The 16,926-nt window shown below is 35.2% G+C and carries 16 protein-coding genes; 5 read left to right on the top strand and 11 right to left on the bottom strand.

The genetic code is table 11. The features are described from left to right. Positions 1-29: 29 nt before the first annotated feature. Together WH188_RS26360 and WH188_RS21060 are read left to right on the top strand one after the other, a co-directional pair. The gene (locus WH188_RS26360) at positions 30-404 is read left to right on the top strand and encodes a MauE/DoxX family redox-associated membrane protein (RefSeq protein WP_445265591.1); all 375 of its coding nucleotides are present in this window, start codon (positions 30-32) and stop codon (positions 402-404) included. Between the two features lie 149 nt (positions 405-553). Beyond that, entirely contained in the window at positions 554-877 is a 324-nt protein-coding gene (locus WH188_RS21060; RefSeq protein ID WP_339424616.1) for a hypothetical protein, read from the top strand. A 69-nt stretch (positions 878-946) separates the two neighbouring features. Here the strand turns inward: WH188_RS21060 and WH188_RS21065 are convergent, their stop codons facing one another. The 9 genes from WH188_RS21065 to WH188_RS21105 all read right to left on the bottom strand — a co-directional run bounded on the left by WH188_RS21065 (position 947) and on the right by WH188_RS21105 (position 8,070). After that, positions 947-1,450 carry a RagB/SusD family nutrient uptake outer membrane protein gene (locus WH188_RS21065; RefSeq protein ID WP_339424617.1) on the bottom strand — a complete coding sequence of 168 codons (504 nt, stop codon included), beginning with the start codon at positions 1,448-1,450 and terminating at the stop codon, positions 947-949. A 14-nt stretch (positions 1,451-1,464) separates the two neighbouring features. After that, positions 1,465-1,938: a RagB/SusD family nutrient uptake outer membrane protein gene (locus WH188_RS21070; RefSeq protein WP_339424639.1), complete on the bottom strand. Its 474-nt coding sequence runs from the start codon at positions 1,936-1,938 to the stop codon at positions 1,465-1,467. Between the two features lie 6 nt (positions 1,939-1,944). Then, complete coding sequence (locus tag WH188_RS21075) at positions 1,945-2,190, bottom strand: hypothetical protein (protein WP_339424618.1); 246 nt, start codon at positions 2,188-2,190, stop codon at positions 1,945-1,947. A gap of 94 nt (positions 2,191-2,284) precedes the next feature. Next, positions 2,285-4,228: a hypothetical protein gene (locus tag WH188_RS21080; RefSeq protein ID WP_339424619.1), complete on the bottom strand. Its 1,944-nt coding sequence runs from the start codon at positions 4,226-4,228 to the stop codon at positions 2,285-2,287. A gap of 1 nt (position 4,229) precedes the next feature. Further along, complete coding sequence (locus WH188_RS21085) at positions 4,230-4,451, bottom strand: hypothetical protein (protein ID WP_339424620.1); 222 nt, start codon at positions 4,449-4,451, stop codon at positions 4,230-4,232. Between the two features lie 7 nt (positions 4,452-4,458). Beyond that, the gene (locus WH188_RS21090) at positions 4,459-5,484 is read right to left on the bottom strand and encodes a TonB-dependent receptor plug domain-containing protein (RefSeq protein WP_339424621.1); all 1,026 of its coding nucleotides are present in this window, start codon (positions 5,482-5,484) and stop codon (positions 4,459-4,461) included. Then, positions 5,477-6,070, bottom strand: coding sequence for a hypothetical protein (locus WH188_RS21095; protein WP_339424622.1), 594 nt, complete (start codon positions 6,068-6,070; stop codon positions 5,477-5,479). Before WH188_RS21095 ends, WH188_RS21090 begins: the two co-directional genes overlap by 8 nt. 19 nt (positions 6,071-6,089) lie before the next feature. Beyond that, on the bottom strand, positions 6,090-7,478 hold the full coding sequence (locus WH188_RS21100) for a TlpA family protein disulfide reductase (RefSeq protein ID WP_339424623.1): 1,389 nt from the start codon (positions 7,476-7,478) through the stop codon (positions 6,090-6,092). A 163-nt stretch (positions 7,479-7,641) separates the two neighbouring features. Next, on the bottom strand, positions 7,642-8,070 hold the full coding sequence (locus tag WH188_RS21105) for a hypothetical protein (protein ID WP_339424624.1): 429 nt from the start codon (positions 8,068-8,070) through the stop codon (positions 7,642-7,644). 751 nt (positions 8,071-8,821) lie between these two features. Between WH188_RS21105 and WH188_RS21110 the strand changes: the two genes are divergently transcribed. Further along, complete coding sequence (locus WH188_RS21110; RefSeq protein WP_339424625.1) at positions 8,822-9,049, top strand: helix-turn-helix domain-containing protein; 228 nt, start codon at positions 8,822-8,824, stop codon at positions 9,047-9,049. A gap of 74 nt (positions 9,050-9,123) precedes the next feature. Here the strand turns inward: WH188_RS21110 and WH188_RS21115 are convergent, their stop codons facing one another. Then, the gene (locus WH188_RS21115; RefSeq protein WP_339424626.1) at positions 9,124-9,921 is read right to left on the bottom strand and encodes a HEPN domain-containing protein; all 798 of its coding nucleotides are present in this window, start codon (positions 9,919-9,921) and stop codon (positions 9,124-9,126) included. A gap of 575 nt (positions 9,922-10,496) precedes the next feature. Between WH188_RS21115 and WH188_RS21120 the strand changes: the two genes are divergently transcribed. Further along, positions 10,497-13,793: a SusC/RagA family TonB-linked outer membrane protein gene (locus WH188_RS21120; RefSeq protein ID WP_339424627.1), complete on the top strand. Its 3,297-nt coding sequence runs from the start codon at positions 10,497-10,499 to the stop codon at positions 13,791-13,793. A gap of 11 nt (positions 13,794-13,804) precedes the next feature. Then, positions 13,805-15,490 (top strand): SusD/RagB family nutrient-binding outer membrane lipoprotein, encoded by a 1,686-nt coding sequence (locus tag WH188_RS21125; protein WP_339424628.1) that lies wholly within the window; start codon positions 13,805-13,807, stop codon positions 15,488-15,490. A gap of 274 nt (positions 15,491-15,764) precedes the next feature. Here WH188_RS21125 and WH188_RS21130 read toward each other — a convergent pair whose 3' ends face one another. Beyond that, positions 15,765-16,799 (bottom strand): endonuclease/exonuclease/phosphatase family protein, encoded by a 1,035-nt coding sequence (locus tag WH188_RS21130; RefSeq protein ID WP_339424629.1) that lies wholly within the window; start codon positions 16,797-16,799, stop codon positions 15,765-15,767. Positions 16,800-16,926 lie beyond the last annotated feature (127 nt).

The following is a 16,926-nucleotide window of genomic DNA, read 5'->3' on the forward strand; positions in this document are numbered from 1 at the left end:
CTTTAGGCTTGGAGAACTGATTATTATTTATTGGACAGTACCGTCGCTGGGTTTACCTTCTTTCAGCAATTTTGTTACTCATCTTCAGCATCTATATCAGCCTTGCGGTGATGGGATTGTACTCAAAACTACTATGTGGATGTGCTTCTGTCTTTAATGAATTTCCGTGGCATTGGCATCTTATTGTGAATATTATTCTTTTCAGCCTATCTATATTGGGATGGTTCTTGACTGGACCAACCAACCCCATAGATAATAACCCTGATAAGTGCACAGTTCAACCAATCTCCTATAAGAAGTTTTTCGTTCTACTTATCATCTTCTTTCGTACTGAATTTTGTAGGTTAAGAAAAATATTTCCAAAAAAATTCGCATTATTCCCGGGTAGGCCTGTACAAATTTAAATTATGATACGTGATGGTACACCCTGTAAAAAGAAATCCCGAGGAACAGACAGATCGGTACACCTCGCTAAAGCATGTTACTGATCAATGACAATAAAATAAAGTTTTTTGGAGGACGTTTTTTGCTATTGTAAAAACGGGAACACAAGATGAATATCATTAATTTCATCAAAAAAAATGCAATAGCTATGGTAGCTGCAGTTGCAATAATCGGTTTTAGTTCTTTTAATTTGGTGGAAAACTACAATTCAGCTGGTCTGATGTGGTATCCAGTGTGTGCTACTGGAAATATCTCCAGTACAGGTAATTCGTCCCCTTCGAGTGGATGTAGCGACCAACAACTTCCGATTGTTTGTGAAATACAGTTAGAATCAAAACCAAACGGAACTCCACCTGCAAATCATATCGATGATACGCAGTTAGAGGGAGGATCAGTTCCTTTCTCCTCAGCCAAATTTCGTGAAGAAAACTAAAATCTAACGAATATAATTAAATACCTCCCGCTAATACATACTTTGCGGGAGGTATCTTTTTATATATCATCATTGTACATAGCTACCTAGATCAACTACCACTTGCGGGAACGGCATAGCGTATCGTAAACTATTTGGTTCTAAAGAATATGTCTCTCCTTCTACAATCTTAGTAACTGTTCGTTCTGTATTTTTATGAAGATTCAATCTTTTCAAATCAGTCCACGCAACTCCACGTAATAACAGTTCTTTACGTCGCTCCAATAAAATACGGCTCAATAATTCATCACTTGAAAGATTTGCTATAGGCTGAAAATCTTTATATCTATTAGAAAGCAAAAAATTCAGATCTGCTCTACTCTTATCAAGATCGCCACTCCGCAAATAACATTCCGATCTAATTAAGTATAGTTCATCTGTTGCAAGACCTCCAAAATAATCATTCGGTACAATATATGAACCTTTAAAATTAATAAGACCATTTTTCAAGACAAAAAAACCTTTTTTGCGAAGATCATTATCACTGTACTCTTTGAGTAATTCCGGACTAATATCAATACGTATTGCCGACATGACCTGCGCATAACTTATAGAAGCAGAAATGGATAGGCTTTAGTAAGATCCAAATTATTATAATTTAAAAGCTTACCATTTAACTTTATAGCTTCATCACTATTATGCAAAGCACTTTTATAATCCGCCATTATTAAATTAACACGAGATAATAACATGAGTGCTGCTCTCCTATTAGGTTGGTACATATTAATAGATGTTTCATCAAGCAGCTGAATAGACTCCGACACATCATTTTTCATTTGTAAATAAGTCTGTCCAATAGTAGATCGAATTAATTTAACATCTAAATCAGTATCATCTCTTAGCGGCAATCCCGGTTTACCTATATTTTGTTCGCTATAAGGAAGGCAATAAATCTGTGCCAACTGGTAATAAGTCCATAATCTATAAAACAAAGCTCGACCTTTTACATTGTTATATTTTTTTTGATCGTCAATTTTATCAATTTTATTTAAAATTTCTAAAATCAAATTTGCATAGTAAATTTGATTTTAGAAATTCCCCCAGTTTTCCAAACCAATATTGTCAACAAACAATTCTTCTTTCCACAAATAAGCATTTGCCTGCCATGGAACTAGACTTCGCCAATATGATGAATGTACTATAAAATCTCCTGCATAAATATCGCCAAGTGGGTTTGTTCTCCCTTCATTCATGATTGTTGTCCTATTCAAAATAGCTTCGGCATCTGACAAGGTACTTGGAATTACCAATCCTTTTGAAGAACGAATCTCCAACCATTCTTTTTACATCCCTGAAGAATAACTGTAAAAAGAAAAGTTAAGAGAATGAATATTATCTTTTCAATTTTCATTATAGCAGTTTTAAAATTTAATAATTCATTTTTGATCCAATCGAAAGCATACGAGGAGATAAATAATATGATGCTGATGGAAAATCAGCATCCAAACCCTTTCTATTTTTCCTCCAAAGAATACCCATATTGTTTAAATAGCAATAAACAGATAAATTTGAGATTTTAGATCTCCTTCTCAAAAACTGAGACATTGCATAATCTAGTCGGATATCGCGAAGTCGAATATGGTCTCCTTTCTCTACCAATATTTCAGAACGAGTGTACACCATATCTCTAATTGCTACATTTGCAAAGGGATTAGATGGCACATTCGTTTTCAATTCATCTCCTGGTTGCTTCCACCGATCCAAATAATCAGCATGCATCCCTTTTCCATTAGTTAGCAAAAGACTATATTCCACTGAATTTCTTCTAAAATAATACCCAAATTTGAATGCGATATTAATACTAATAGACAGATATTTCCATTGAAGATTATTTCTAAACGCTCCACTATAAATCGGAATACTGCTTCCGTGATCAACGCGTTTATCTAATGCGAGTCTATTAATATACTTGGTATACTCCGTGTTTAATACTCCATCATTTTCTACCAAAGGATTACCAGTCTGTGGGTCCAGACCATACCAAGGCAAACTATACATTTCATCAATGGACTTATTTTTTATAGGACGATTATCCATACCTCTAATATATCCTGAGACTGAAACTGTATTATTACCATAGTAGTCTGTTACCAAATTACTCGTGCGTGATATCCAGAATTCATTGGACCATTTCACCTTATTCCCTATTCCATTCAATCCTAGGGTTAAATCGAATCCCTTTGTTTCCATCTTCGCATAATTACGCTTAAGCTTTGCTTGCGTACCTCCGTAGTAAACCGTCGGATCAATCAAATCTATTCCAATAAGGTCGTCTGACTTCTTCCGATAATAATCAAAGGAGCCGTTAAGCTTCCCTTTTAACAATCTAAAATCAGCACCTAAATTAAAAGTAGTGACCTTCTCCCAACGCAAATTTTGATTTCCTGGAGACGTAATTAAAGCCTGCTGTAAATTAGTCGTCGAATTTACACTGTAAGAAACGGTTGGAAAAGCAGTCATACCTCGGTCAATATTACCATTCTTTCCATAGGTAACTCTCCATTTCAACATTTGCACAAGATCATTTTTAAAAAATGATTCTTCCATCATATTCCATGCAACACCTGTTGACCATAGCGGAACACCTTTTTGATTCGTATTCACACCAAACAAATTAGAGGCATCCCATCGGATACTACCAGAAATCATGTATCTGAATCTCCAATCATAACCAAAATTGGCATAATAAGACAAGTAACGGTCAATGTTCTCTCTCAATGCACTAGACGGAAAAGGAATACGACCCGATGATTGCGGACGCAGTGGATAAACTTTTGTGTAATCCAAAATCATTTGAGAAGTAAGTAATTCGTCATCATAACCATAAAGAGTATAGTCGTCCAGTTTACTTTTAACTTCCCGTTGTTCCGTTCCAATAAGTAAAACAACACGATTTGATCCAAATTGCTGATCGACATCCAGTTGCAGTCTTCCAGATCTGGAAAGCAGATTTTGTTTACCTTGATTTAATATATCACCATATGGAAAGGCTCGAAAACCATCAGGCTGGGTATAACGATTGACCAAGTTCCTGACATAGTAACCATCTTTTGAATTAAGATTCCGATTATTAGTTATAGCTTTCAAAGATTGTAGATTAAATGAGAACCGTACTCCTTTCAATAGATTATAGTTGACCCCAAAAGTCCAACGATTTTCATCTCTATCCGAGTGCTTATCCTGCAAAATAAGTTCATCCAATGGTCGATAAGACCAATCCAATAAACCTTCCGAAGATGCATTTTTTACGTAGTCAAGATTATAGTCTTTTACAATAGATGCATGGCTTCCATCATCTTCTTGAAGTGACATGTCAGGGATATAGATAAGAAAAGCTTCTAAAATCAACTGCATTGGACAGACTATTCTCGGCTATAAAACCATATGAAAAATCGACATTTAAGTTTTTAATCGGACTATAGCTGAGCGAAGAAGAAAATGTACTCCTTTGTTGATGATTACCCATATCAGCCATTCGCTTTCCATCCCATCCGCCAGAAAAGAAATAGCTCAATTGCTGAGAACCACCTTGCATATTCAAATTATACTGTTGTGAAAAAAGCAGGTCGATATAAATAACGTGAAGCTTGGTCACTAACATCAATTTGAGATAACTGCAGCAACATATTATTTAATTCTGAGTTGCTCAACTCCTTGTTCCTGTGTTTAAATAACATCATAACAACGGGTGATAGTGAAGATTTTGCGACATCATTATACTTCGCATCATAGATACACCGATTAAAATATTCCTTCTCAAGGTCGAGGTAATCTTTTGTTGGAATAAAGTCATCTCCATACTTTAAGTTTGGTTTGGAAGAGAATGAATTTAATGCATTTAAGAATACTGAGAGTGGATGATCTTTCTTTCCTTTCTTGGAAGTCAAGACAATTACCCCATTTGAAGCACGCGCGCCCCATATGGAAGTTGCAGCTGCATCTTTAAGTACGGTAATTGACTCAATATCGTTAGGATTTAGACCCGTTATATCACCATCATAAGGAAAATTATCCAAGATAACCAAAGGTGAATCGTCAGCATAAATAGTATTAGCCCCTCTTAATCGCATAGCTACGCGTTCATTATCACCAGTAATTTGTCCCACCCTTCTTTTGTCAAATTGCAGCGAGGGTGTAATATCCTCAAGCCTATCCAAAATAGAAGAAGAGGTACTCCGCTGTATTAATGTATTGTCAATAAAATCAAAGCTTCCAGTAGCCCGTTCTTTTGGCAATGAATAATACCCCGTACTGATCTCTACTTCATCCATCAAAACAGAATGAGGTATCAAAGTTACTTGGAGATTAGTTTTATTGATCGCCACTTTTTTAGCCCTGTATCCAACAGACGATATCCAGATTGAATCCTGTATGTCTGAAATGATCTGAAATTTTCCGTCAGCGTCAGATATTGCCAACACTTCAGATCTTAAGTTTTTGATCGTAGCACCTTTTAATCCGACTTTTGTAATGTCATCAACTACAGTTCCAGTATACCTAGATTGCGCAAAAATTGTATTAAAAAGGTATACTAATCCAATAATAATAAAATATTTAAATTTACTCATCGCTACCACTCCTTTCTACGATCAACATAGGTAAGGTTGACATACCCCTTTTTATACCCAACCCAAATTGATAAAGCGCCTTATCAACAGCATTCAAATCCTTAGGATCTGCTTCCAGCTTGCGACTTACATTACCAGTATAATCTGTCATGTCAGCAATTGGAAGACTATTTCTAAAATTGTTGGTGCGTAAATAGGCAATTAGATTTCTTAATGGTCTATTGACCAAAGTATATGAATTTACATAGGAAGATGTTTTGGGAGCACCATTCTTCATTTGGAATTTTTCAAAAACGGTTTTATCTTTTACATAAAGACAGAATGATTCTACACTTTTATAAACGACATAAGCCTTAACATTAAATCTTAAGGAAAGAAAACGAGAGAGATCCTGTTTGTATAAATCCATCTTTTGTTTTTCCCCCAATTCATTTACATGAGTAAGATAATAGCAATATAAATTAGATTTTTTCCATTGCCTAAGATTGCTTTCTGTCTTATAATACTTCGTATTAATGAGCTCCAAGGGCAATTCCATCCTTTGCCTAAGCGAATCTGAAATACGCCATATAATCCGATTTTTCATACCACTAAACGGTATATTATCACGGTTTGCTTAAAGTAGCAATCCGATAATAGAATGATTGAACAATGTCAATGATTGTTTTTTTTTCAGATACTGCAAATATGTTATAAGGCAAGGCTTTTGTAAATGAGCTGCTAAAAATAGTATTATCTGCAATCATTTGACTCGTATTAGATATTGTTAATTTATTAAGGTCTGAATGGTCTATCTCTGATTCTTTTTGCAACAATTGAACGGGTTTGTTCATTACAAAATCATTGATGTTAGCAACTGTGGTAAGATTTCCATCCGTTATATAAGTCACTATCCCATCTTTAATCCATATCTGATGAGGGACACTCACATGAGGAAAATATCGGATTAGCATGCTATCGGCATAAATAGTGAACAAATCCACATCATTTTGCTTCAATATATGTTGAGCCGAACTTGCATTATTTTTGGTTACAGGAACCACAATAGCATCCTCATCCAACAAATTTAATTGAGCAGACAACTCTTTTAATTTATTTATGCACGGAACACACCATACAGTCCAAAAATCCAACAGGATCAACTTTTTATCACGGAAATTATTTAGATATATCCTCTGACTTCCCTGAGCGTAATTCAGTACGCCCAAAGGTGAATGCCACAACGCTTCGGGAATAGTATCTCCCACCATAAGTGGCTTAATCTTATTAAGCCCATCAGCCCCGCTGTCCTTGCGGGGCGTCTGAGCTGATAAACTAAACATATAAAACATAAGGACTAATAGAGAATAAGTCCGTATGCTCTTCAATGCGTTGAAAGAAATATCCATAAATTTTCGAAACTCATAAACAACCCACTCACTGACAGCATCGTGAATACTACTTAACATGTTATTTAACGGGAGTTTTAAGCGATTTACAGGGCTATTAAAGCAAAAACACATCTTAACCCAGCTTAAGATTTTCAGATACTTAAAAACGCTTATTTGAAATAAAGTACCTTTAAAGTATAGATCAAGTATGGATGAAGCAGGTATAAAGCGTTGATAGTGCGTTAGTAGTGTGTAAACGAATACCGTTTTACGCACTATCCATGCTTTATCTATGCATATGCAACGCTTTACGGACGCTTTATCTACGCTTCGCCCATTGGAGTACGGTGATTCACCAGCTGTCGCCTTCAAGGCCGCAATCAGACTACTGCCGTTAGTACCTATTTGGTAGCTCTCCAGTAGCTTCTCAGTACCTTCCCGGTACCACTTCAGTAAGGCGTTAGTGAATAACCCGTACACTGACAGTACATCAAGAAGGATTTTAGCAAGTACATTTTTAAAGAAAATCATAAAAAAAGCAAAGCCATCGGTTCGGATCTTGTTCGGACTTTCTTTTAACCTTGTAGTAAGTTTCCCTGTAACTGCGCAGTACTTGCAAAACACCTGCACCGTCCTTTTCCTGATGCAGGGACGGGAGAGGTTCGGTGCACATACGGTGCAACACGACCGGAGGAAAAACAAAGTTCGAAGCGGGTTAAAAGCACGTATATAGCGGGTACCCCCTAGAAAAAGCTTCGATTTGCTGTTTGCCATATATAGAAAGCTCCTACTTACTTTCTTTTTCTCTACCCTTTTTTCTACATCCACTCGGGTTTTGCTCGACTATCCTTCGACTTTTCATGCACTGTAGCCGATGAAATCCCGATGCTGAACCGAAGCCCAGTCGCAGAAACTTAGAAGTTGGTGTTAATTTGGTCAGGAAAAAATCAGAATTTAATCTTTTTGATATTTTTTCTTCGACATCTGGTCGACAACGAGAGTCATCCCGTAGGTTTGTCGAACCTTCCCCGAAAGGATATTGACTGATAAAATCAACATTACATGTATGCGCAATATTATTTTTAAGTGCTTTTTTAGTAACGGAATATTTAGGTAATATCCCGTGCATATTGCACTTGATTCTTATCCTAAAAATGGACTGGATAATACCCTTAAAAAAGGCATGTACTCTCCCACCCTTATAAAAATTGTTCATTTTTTTCATAAGTTAAATCATACTTAATGGCACGAAAGAGATCGCTTCGCTAAGTATTTAAGGTTTATAATTTTGGCATTTACCTGGAGCGCAATAGATATCCAGAACAGCTTCCAAATGAAACTAATCAGGAGCTTGTAAGATTGCGCCTAGGCAATAAATAAATGATGGAATCGAAAAGCGTTAAATGGTTATCATAAAGGTAATATACTGGTCTACGATACGCTTTCATCGATTTGAAGACATCATAATGTCTTATAACCGCATAAAGATTAAGGGGGATTTTTTTTGGTTGCTCCAAATAGTTTTATTAACTCCATATTTTAATTAATTCAAAAAGAAGTAAATACCAAAGAAGCAGAAAATCACAATAATTTTCCACAACTTAATAGGTAGATTAGATTGCTTATCTAAAATTTAATAAAGAATTCCAGTTTGAAAGAGTAATAATATAGCTATACGGGAGGTGGTTCAATAGATCTAAGTTTTTTCAATTTGAAAATCTCAGAAATATCTAAAAATAAGAAAAGGTACCTCCCTTGCTCAATGGTTGAGCGTGAGAAACTACGCGACCCTAAATTAAGGGAGGACCTCTCTATATGTGTAATGAATTTATTTAAGTTTATATGTTTCATTCTGTATGGTTTTTGGTTTCTCACGCCAACCCAAGTGAATGATAATTCAAAGATAAATAACAAACCAAACAAATATGTTTGGTTTAATTTTTCATATTATTCCGTGCTTAGTAATAATGGAGGATAAAGAATTATGTTTTAGAAAGTTGTTAGGTGCACGTATTCAAGAAATAAGGCAAAATAAATCTATGACTCAACCAGAATTAGCAGCTTTAATTGGTTTCAAAGACTACCAAACCATAGGAAGGATTGAGAATGGTCACGTAACATCTTCAGTATATGTGATTTACCAAATTGCAGAAGCTCTTGACGTTGAAATTAAAGAATTATTCAAGTTTAAATAGTACTAAAAAGAGTTTATTCTTTGATTGCACAATTCTTTGATGACCAATTCCAATATTTCAACTTTGTCTATTAATTATTCTAAATCTTCAAGTACTATAAAATAATCATCTTGATAACGAGCATCTAAATATGCCCTGTTAAGTATATCAAATAGTTTATATTCTTCAGGATCGTCTAATGGATATTTAAACACCTTATTAAGGTTCTCGTCAATATACTTCGAGTATTTCCGGTAAACTTTTAGTTTGTGCGTCTTAAGTTTGTAACCAGTATATATCAATAGGATCCCACCATACAATTTTTCAGCGGCCTGATTCAATGTAAATATTATTTCATTTAAAGGATCACCGTCTTGTAAAGCTACAATTAATGAGTTTTTAGACATCTTCAAAAAACGAGAACCGCTTTTAATCCATTTATTAAAGTTACCAACAGCAATTTCTTTTTCCTGCTCTTTGCTCAAAGACATAGATTCAGAAAAAAAAAATTCCCCTGTATCAAACAAAACAATCCCTTCCTTGATGATATCACGAAAGAAGTACTGTCCCATTTCGAGCCCCTTATTTACATAGTTGAAACTATGAACTATAGGGCTCACAACATTTTTATACTTTAAAGTTTTATTCTCAATTTTACTAGCGATTTCATTTTCCTTTTCTCTATCACCTTCAGGAAGTACAACCAAGATATCATAATCACTTATATAAGAATAGGTGGCTCCCCGTTCCTCATATTCATCCTCAACCCACTTGTCCGAAGTATGGCTACCAAACAAAATAACCATAGCTGGATCAGCAATATTGCAAATAATATCTACAATTTCCGCTAATTCATCCTGCTTGTTTTGTGGTAAATGGGATAATTTATTCATAATATAAAGATACAAATAAGTAAGATGAAAGCGCTATCAACAAGTTATTTTGAATATATAATTACAGCAACAGAGTAGAAAATACACATCTAAATTTTGAGTTTTTATCTCATCATCAAAAATCTTTTTAACCAGAATATCAATAATTTTAAAATAGTATTATTCAAATTTATAACGGTCAAGATATACTTTTTATATTTCAGATAATAAAAAAATCAGGCTAAAAAAGTATAATATTGGGGTAAAAAACTTTTATTTTTTTTTTAATAAGTATTTCAATCTTTGTGTTTTTTTTTATATTTGTAAAGCCTATTCTTAACAATAGAAAAGAATTTCATAAAGATTTTATTTTTTAGTCATAATTCTCTTTTAGGATATTCTTCTTTTTGTTAAGTACTAATCAAACATTATTACGCATATTAATTCTATTAATTTGAGAATTAATAATCTTGTTAATTTATGTCAACGATAATTTAACAATTCAAACTAACTAACATAAAAACAATAAACTAACCAAAGAAAAAATTACCAGAATAATGCCAACTAACTAAACAATTTATTTTACCTATTTTTTTATGCATGTATTTTTAAAAAAAACCACTGGAATTGCGTTATGCACGCTATTTAGTGCAACCTCCTTGTTTGCCCAGCAAACCATCAAGGGCACAATTTCTAATGAAAAGGGACCTATAGCGGGGGTAACAGTTACAGTTATCGGCTCAAATCGGGCTGCACAAACTTCGCATGATGGAACATTTTCCATCTCTGCTAATCAGGGAGAAAAGCTTCGTATTTCGATGATCGGATATCAAAGTGAAGAAATTACTATCAGTAGTAATAAGAATCTGACCGTCAGCTTAAAAGAAACCTCTGCATCTTTGGACGAAGTTGTGGTAACAGGTTTTGGTGAGTCGCGTGAAAAGCGTCAATTGGGTTATGCCATGACACAAATTAGTGGTGACGAAATTCGTAGAACAAATGCGATTAATCCTATTGCCGCACTTCAAGGAATGGTTCCTGGTTTACAAGTCAATGTCGGAACAGGTGGGCCACAATCGACTCCTAGATTTCAGATCAGGGGAGCGGGATCATTAAACCAATATGGCAATACTCCTCTGGTAGTTGTAGACGGGATCATTATGGATGAAGAAGTTGTACTTCCTAATCGAGGTGGAGATCAGGATTTTGGGAATGTTCTTAAGAATATCAGTCCCGACGACATAGCAACAATCTCAGTTTTAAATGGTGGTTCAGTTACAGCATTGTACGGAAGCCGTGCGGCCGGCGGGGTTATTCTGATTACAACCAAAAAGGGATATTCACAAAAAGGTTTTGGTATTGGCTTTACACATACTCAGGGCTTTGATAAACCATATGCTACTGCGGATATGCAGGACAAATATGGTCCCGGCTCTAATCCAAATGCAGTATATGTGGCTGGAACAGATGGCTATGAACAGATTCCAACAACAAATTATGGGTATAGTTTCGGTCCAAAATTTGATGGTAGAACAGTCAAAGATATTGATGGTAGACTTGTTCCTTTTCAAACGAACAACAATCCATTAGATCTATTTCGTACAGGAAGATACAATAATTCCAACCTATCACTTCAAGGCGGAAATGAACAAACAACGTTCAGGATGTCATATTCCAATACTAATTCTACAGGAGTAGCGCCCAATAATAAACTTACGAGAAACAATTTCAACTTAAGAGCTACACATCGTATGGGTAAATCGATTATTCTCGATGCAGGTGCTACTTATGTCAATAGTCAAAGTTTCAATCCACAATATGGTGGTGAACGTTGGAATATGAATAACAACGTAATGTACGGTTTATCGTATGGTATGCCACGTTCTTATGACCTTAATTATTGGAAAGATAATTATAAAGATGCTATAAATGGAGGTGTCAACCAAGATGACCCTACTGGTAAAGCAAGTCTTCTGTTTACGCTTTATGAACAAAAACAACAACAAATCGAAGATAATTTTAGAGGAACATTTAATGCTCGTATTAATTTTACAGATTGGTTGATGTGGGAGAATAATTTCACGGCGAATCTTTTTAATACTAACCGTCAAATGAAAAATCGAGGTCAGGAAGAAGGTTTCAACGGAGGTTCATATAATAACAGGAGTTCACGGGTTCTACAGACTAGGTATCGATCAAATTTAAATTTCACAAAAAAAACAGAAGATTTTGAATTTACAGTACAAGCAGGTGGAGAGGTTAATCATTCCATGCGCAATGGTCTGTATGGACGAACTGATGGGATGCTTATCGCCGATGTATTTCGTTTATCAAACTCTTCAAGCAGAGCTTTTGTCGATGAAGATAAACCGAATCAATCCCGTATTGTGTCAGGTTTTTTTCAAACAGCAGTAACTTATAAGAATTGGTTGTCGATTAACATATATGGTAGAAATGACTGGGATTCAAGTCTAGTATATCCGGATGGATCAGGTAATTTTTCCTATTTTTATCCAGGGGCCGATTTGTCTTGGGTATTATCAGATGCGCTGAAACTTCCTGAAAATATATTTAGTTTTGCAAAATTAAGAATGTCATACAATAAGGTCGGTAGAGGAACGTCGACTTATAGAGCAATGACAGGATATTATTCCGCAAATAGTCCTTATGTTGATATTCCTAACTATGGTTTTGACTCAAAAACATTAGGAAATCGGAATCTAAAACCTGAGAGTAGTGATACCTATGAGATCGGAACAGAACTTAAAATGTTGAAAAATAGACTAGGTTTTGATTTTACGTATTATACTAAAAATACGATCGATCAGATCACTTCAGTGCCAATTTCTCAAGAAAGCGGCGTCACAGCAGCTTTGGTGAATGGAGGGCATATTAGAAGTAGAGGAATTGAAGCTCGGCTTTACGGAACTCCTGTTAAAACACAAAATTTTTCTTGGGATGTAAATTTTAATTATTCTAGAGATCGCAATAAAATCATCAGTCTTCCATTTGGCGCTGGGGTTCAAGAACTTGATGCAGATGATGGTATCCGCTCTATAGCAAAAGTCGGTGGTGATTATGGGACACTTGTTGCCAGTTATGGCCACGCCCGTTTTCAAGCAAGAGATGGTGCAGGAAATCCCATTGATCATGTGAATAATGGAAAGCCAGTTATGGCAACGACTGGAAATATTGGTTACTATTTGCGTTCTCAAAACTACGCACAGGGCTTAGAAAAAGAAGTAACAATAGGTTCGTCACTACCAGACTTTATGGGAAGTTTATTAAATAGATTTAATTACAAATCTTTCTCTTTTAGCTTTATGCTGGATGCAAAATTTGGTGGTATGGTCTATTCTCCGACTTACAATTATGGAATGCAGACTGGACAGATTGCAAGTTCACTTTATGGTAGACAAGGAGAAGCTGGAAGTGTCGCCTATAAAGATGCTAATGGTAATGAAGCTTGGGGTATTATACCTGATGCGGTATTCCGTCAGGGAACTGTTGTCAATGGTAATGATCTATCTGGGATGTCTTATCAAGAGGCTGTAGACAAAGGATGGAGACTGCCGATCAGTGCTGTCAATTATTATAACAATTCTTACGGTTGGGGCAATGGAATTCGTGAATTATCAACATTTAAGTCATCTTGGTTGATTTTAAGAGACGTATCATTCAGCTATGATTTACCAACTGTAACTGCTTCACGTCTAAAATTGAATAATTTGAGACTTACTCTTACTGCCCGTAATTTAGGCTATCTGTATAATACTTTACCAGATAATATCAATCCAGAGGATAATAGATCATCTGGTTCTATCAATGCATTCTTGGGTGGCGGCTCTCCAATGATTCGGAATTTTTCTTTCACAATTAATACAAACTTCTAATGATTATAAATATGAAAACCTCATTGTATAAATATGCTTTAATACTTTTTAGCTTGTATTTTGCAGGCTGCAGTAAGGAGAAGTTTGCTGAATATAATACCGATCCTGATGCCGTTATTAAATTACCAGTTGATTACTTACTATCAAGAGCGATTATCGCTACTAATGATAATGATTTTGATGCCTACTACGATAACTATAGTTATGTAAGCCGTTGGTCCCGTGTTTTCTTACAAAGAACGGGAAATACGTTTACTGTAACAGATAATGCAGCAAATGCTAATAATCGTTATGGACGCTTTTTTCAAGATGTAGGTCCCCTTTTAGAGGATATAAAACAAACTATTGATAAAATGCCTGAAGATGAGCGTGCTAGAAATCTGTATAAAAGAACCATCGCAACAGTCTTGCGAGTACAACAAGCTTGGTATGTGACTGATGTAAATGGCAGTATTCCTTATGATGAAGCTTTCCAGGCACGATATGGAGGTACATTACAACCAAAATACAATACACAAGATGAACTCTATAAAATCTTCGAAGCAGAATTGAAAGAAGCTGCAACTATTTTAAATACCCCTCAAGCTGTGGAACAGTTTAACTATGCTAAAGCTGATCTTTATTTTAATGGTGATGCAAAGAAATGGGCTAAAACTGCCAATTCGTTACGTTTAGTTATTGCTCTTCGACTTTCGAAAAGAGACCCCGAGCGTGTGAAAGCTATTGTTCGGGATGTGCTGAGCCATCCTGCAGGTTTAATGGAAAATGCGTCGGACAGTTGGATGTTACAAGCACGGAAAGATTTTACAGCTGGAGGTAATTGGAACATAACAGGTAACGGACGTCTTTTCGTTGGTGAGCATGGGGTAGTTAATTATATGTGGAATAACACTGATCCACGTCTAAGGTTCTTCTTTCGCCCGAATCAATGGAGCGAGGCTAACTTTCAAAAAGCGATAGAGCAGGGAGTCATTAGCCAAACGGCAAAATTTGACACAAGAAGATACTATGGTCAGTTTTCTAATCCAGAAATATCTACTAATCCGATCAAAACTCGTTTTTTAAATCCATATCAAATTAAGGATGGTGAAAATACGATAACTTTAGATACGGTGTCTCGAATTCAAGATCGTCTTTTTCAGCCAGAGAATAATGCGGGTACTGGTACAGGAATTATTCCGATCTTAACTTATGCTGAACTTTGTTTTGCTCGGGCAGAACTTGCTCAACGTGGTTGGTCTAATGAAAATGCTGAAGAGCTATATTATAAAGGAGTGGATGCTTCCCTTAGATTTTATGATAATCTAGCAAAAACTTCACAAGTTTATGACTATGTTCCGTTAACGGATAGTGAAATTACAAACTTTAAATTACGTTCTGATATTGTATTCAAATCTACTACAGGTCTTGAACAGATTATACTGCAGGCTTATTTGAATTACTTTAGAAATTTTAATGAGGCGTGGGCTTTAGTTAAAAGAACAGGAATGCCTAATAAAAATACAAAACTTATTTTTGAAGATTGGATCAATGAAGGTCAAACTTTAGAAATTCCAAGAAGGTTTGTAATTAATTATGCGTTGGAAGGTGATTTAAACTTTGATAATAGAAACTCTGCTATTGACGATATGCGAAAGGATCCAGATTTTGGTGATCCATCAAGTATTCAAGGCCGAGTTTGGTGGGATAAAAAGTAATAAATATTAAATAATCAAAAGAGGAGTGAAATTTTCAAATTTTCACTCCTCTTCTTTTTATAAAATCTTACTTTAGAATTCTTGGTATCAGATTCTCAACCTTTACTTACAATTTTTATACTACAAACAATTATACTTACATCATTTTTGCATTTTAAAGTTAATCTAGTTTACTTTCAGAAAAACATTACAGTAGGGCAACCTCACCTTTAGTCGCCCTTTTGTCATTACACTTATTAAGCATTTATCTTAAAAATAAGACGCTTCAAAAAGTTTAAAACTCCAACTCGACAAATAAAGCTTTATGATCAGTGGGCCATACTCCTACAGGTAGCATAAATTCATCCTGACTATCCTCATCTTGTTTTTTACCATACTTTACTGTTCCAGAAGGGCCAACAATTTTAACTTCAGAAACTTTTAAAGGCTTATTTGTTCTATAATAAACATAATCAATACGATCCCTGTCATCTGCCTGTGCCGCCCAAGCTAATTTATCAATGGAGACATCCTTGTTATAGGCTGGATAAGTAAAACCGGGATGACTAACTGGGTTGGGATATTTTTCTCTAAAACTATCCACAAAGCCAGATTTGGTCAATAGCACAGAGCAGTCCCATGGAACTATAGCACCTCTATGATCAAACAAATCTTTTGTTTCACTAGTCCAATCTAAATGAGACGGTTCATTGAAGTCACCGGCAACTACAATCGTCTCACTCTTACTTTCTTTATCTGCATCTAGAATGATATCACGTATCGCTTCATCCCGCTTTCCTTTTCTATTCGCTTCTATAATGCTCGCTACATCTACAATCGGCTGATCAAGTTTTTTCCAGGTAACACCATCATACCCTCTAGGCAGATAACAAGCATAGTTAGTATAATCCAAATGAACAGCATAAAATGTAAAATTTCTACCTGCTACTTGAATTTTACTTTTTAACACATTACCCACCTTATTGGCTTCAGTATATAAGGGTCTTTGATCCTTAATAGGGAATTTAGAAATGAAAGCAACATCTAAAGATGGTTCACTGGATATACCATAATACACGGCATCTTTATTTTTTAATTCTGCCAGGATTCGTTGTACAAAATCTGTGTTATTGTAATTCCTTACCTCACTAAACAACACTACGTCTGCTTTCTTAGCAATAATTTCATCTACAATAGCTGGAAAGCCATCTGGAACCATTGTTCCTTCCTGCCAGATATTAATTTGAAATATTTTCAATTGAGATTTTTGTTGAGCAAGGGCCACTTGTCCAGCAAAAAAGATGGTCACTATGTATAGAAACTTCTTCATATTTCTTATTATTTTTATATTTTTTAAAACTTTTTATTTTTGTAAATATCCTAATCTTTGAAAAAAGATGCAGTTATTTTCTATTAAACCACTTTATATGTTCATTTCAAAATAATAAACTACTGGG

This window comes from Sphingobacterium sp. MYb388 (genome assembly GCF_037479535.1).
GTDB classification, from domain to species: domain Bacteria; phylum Bacteroidota; class Bacteroidia; order Sphingobacteriales; family Sphingobacteriaceae; genus Sphingobacterium; species Sphingobacterium anhuiense.

Excerpts from the sequence above, each read along its gene's own strand:
- WH188_RS21060 (WP_339424616.1), top strand. The coding sequence starts at position 554 with ATGAATATCATTAATTTCATCAAAAAAAATGCAATAGCTATGGTAGCT.
- WH188_RS21065 (WP_339424617.1), bottom strand. The coding sequence starts at position 1,450 with ATGTCGGCAATACGTATTGATATTAGTCCGGAATTACTCAAAGAGTAC.
- WH188_RS21080 (WP_339424619.1), bottom strand. The coding sequence starts at position 4,228 with ATGTCACTTCAAGAAGATGATGGAAGCCATGCATCTATTGTAAAAGAC.
- WH188_RS21085 (WP_339424620.1), bottom strand. The coding sequence starts at position 4,451 with ATGCAAGGTGGTTCTCAGCAATTGAGCTATTTCTTTTCTGGCGGATGG.
- WH188_RS21090 (WP_339424621.1), bottom strand. The coding sequence starts at position 5,484 with ATGAGTAAATTTAAATATTTTATTATTATTGGATTAGTATACCTTTTT.
- WH188_RS21095 (WP_339424622.1), bottom strand. The coding sequence starts at position 6,070 with ATGAAAAATCGGATTATATGGCGTATTTCAGATTCGCTTAGGCAAAGG.
- WH188_RS21105 (WP_339424624.1), bottom strand. The coding sequence starts at position 8,070 with ATGAACAATTTTTATAAGGGTGGGAGAGTACATGCCTTTTTTAAGGGT.
- WH188_RS21110 (WP_339424625.1), top strand. The coding sequence starts at position 8,822 with ATGGAGGATAAAGAATTATGTTTTAGAAAGTTGTTAGGTGCACGTATT.
- WH188_RS21115 (WP_339424626.1), bottom strand. The coding sequence starts at position 9,921 with ATGAATAAATTATCCCATTTACCACAAAACAAGCAGGATGAATTAGCG.
- WH188_RS21120 (WP_339424627.1), top strand. The coding sequence starts at position 10,497 with ATGCATGTATTTTTAAAAAAAACCACTGGAATTGCGTTATGCACGCTA.
- WH188_RS21125 (WP_339424628.1), top strand. The coding sequence starts at position 13,805 with ATGAAAACCTCATTGTATAAATATGCTTTAATACTTTTTAGCTTGTAT.
- WH188_RS21130 (WP_339424629.1), bottom strand. The coding sequence starts at position 16,799 with ATGAAGAAGTTTCTATACATAGTGACCATCTTTTTTGCTGGACAAGTG.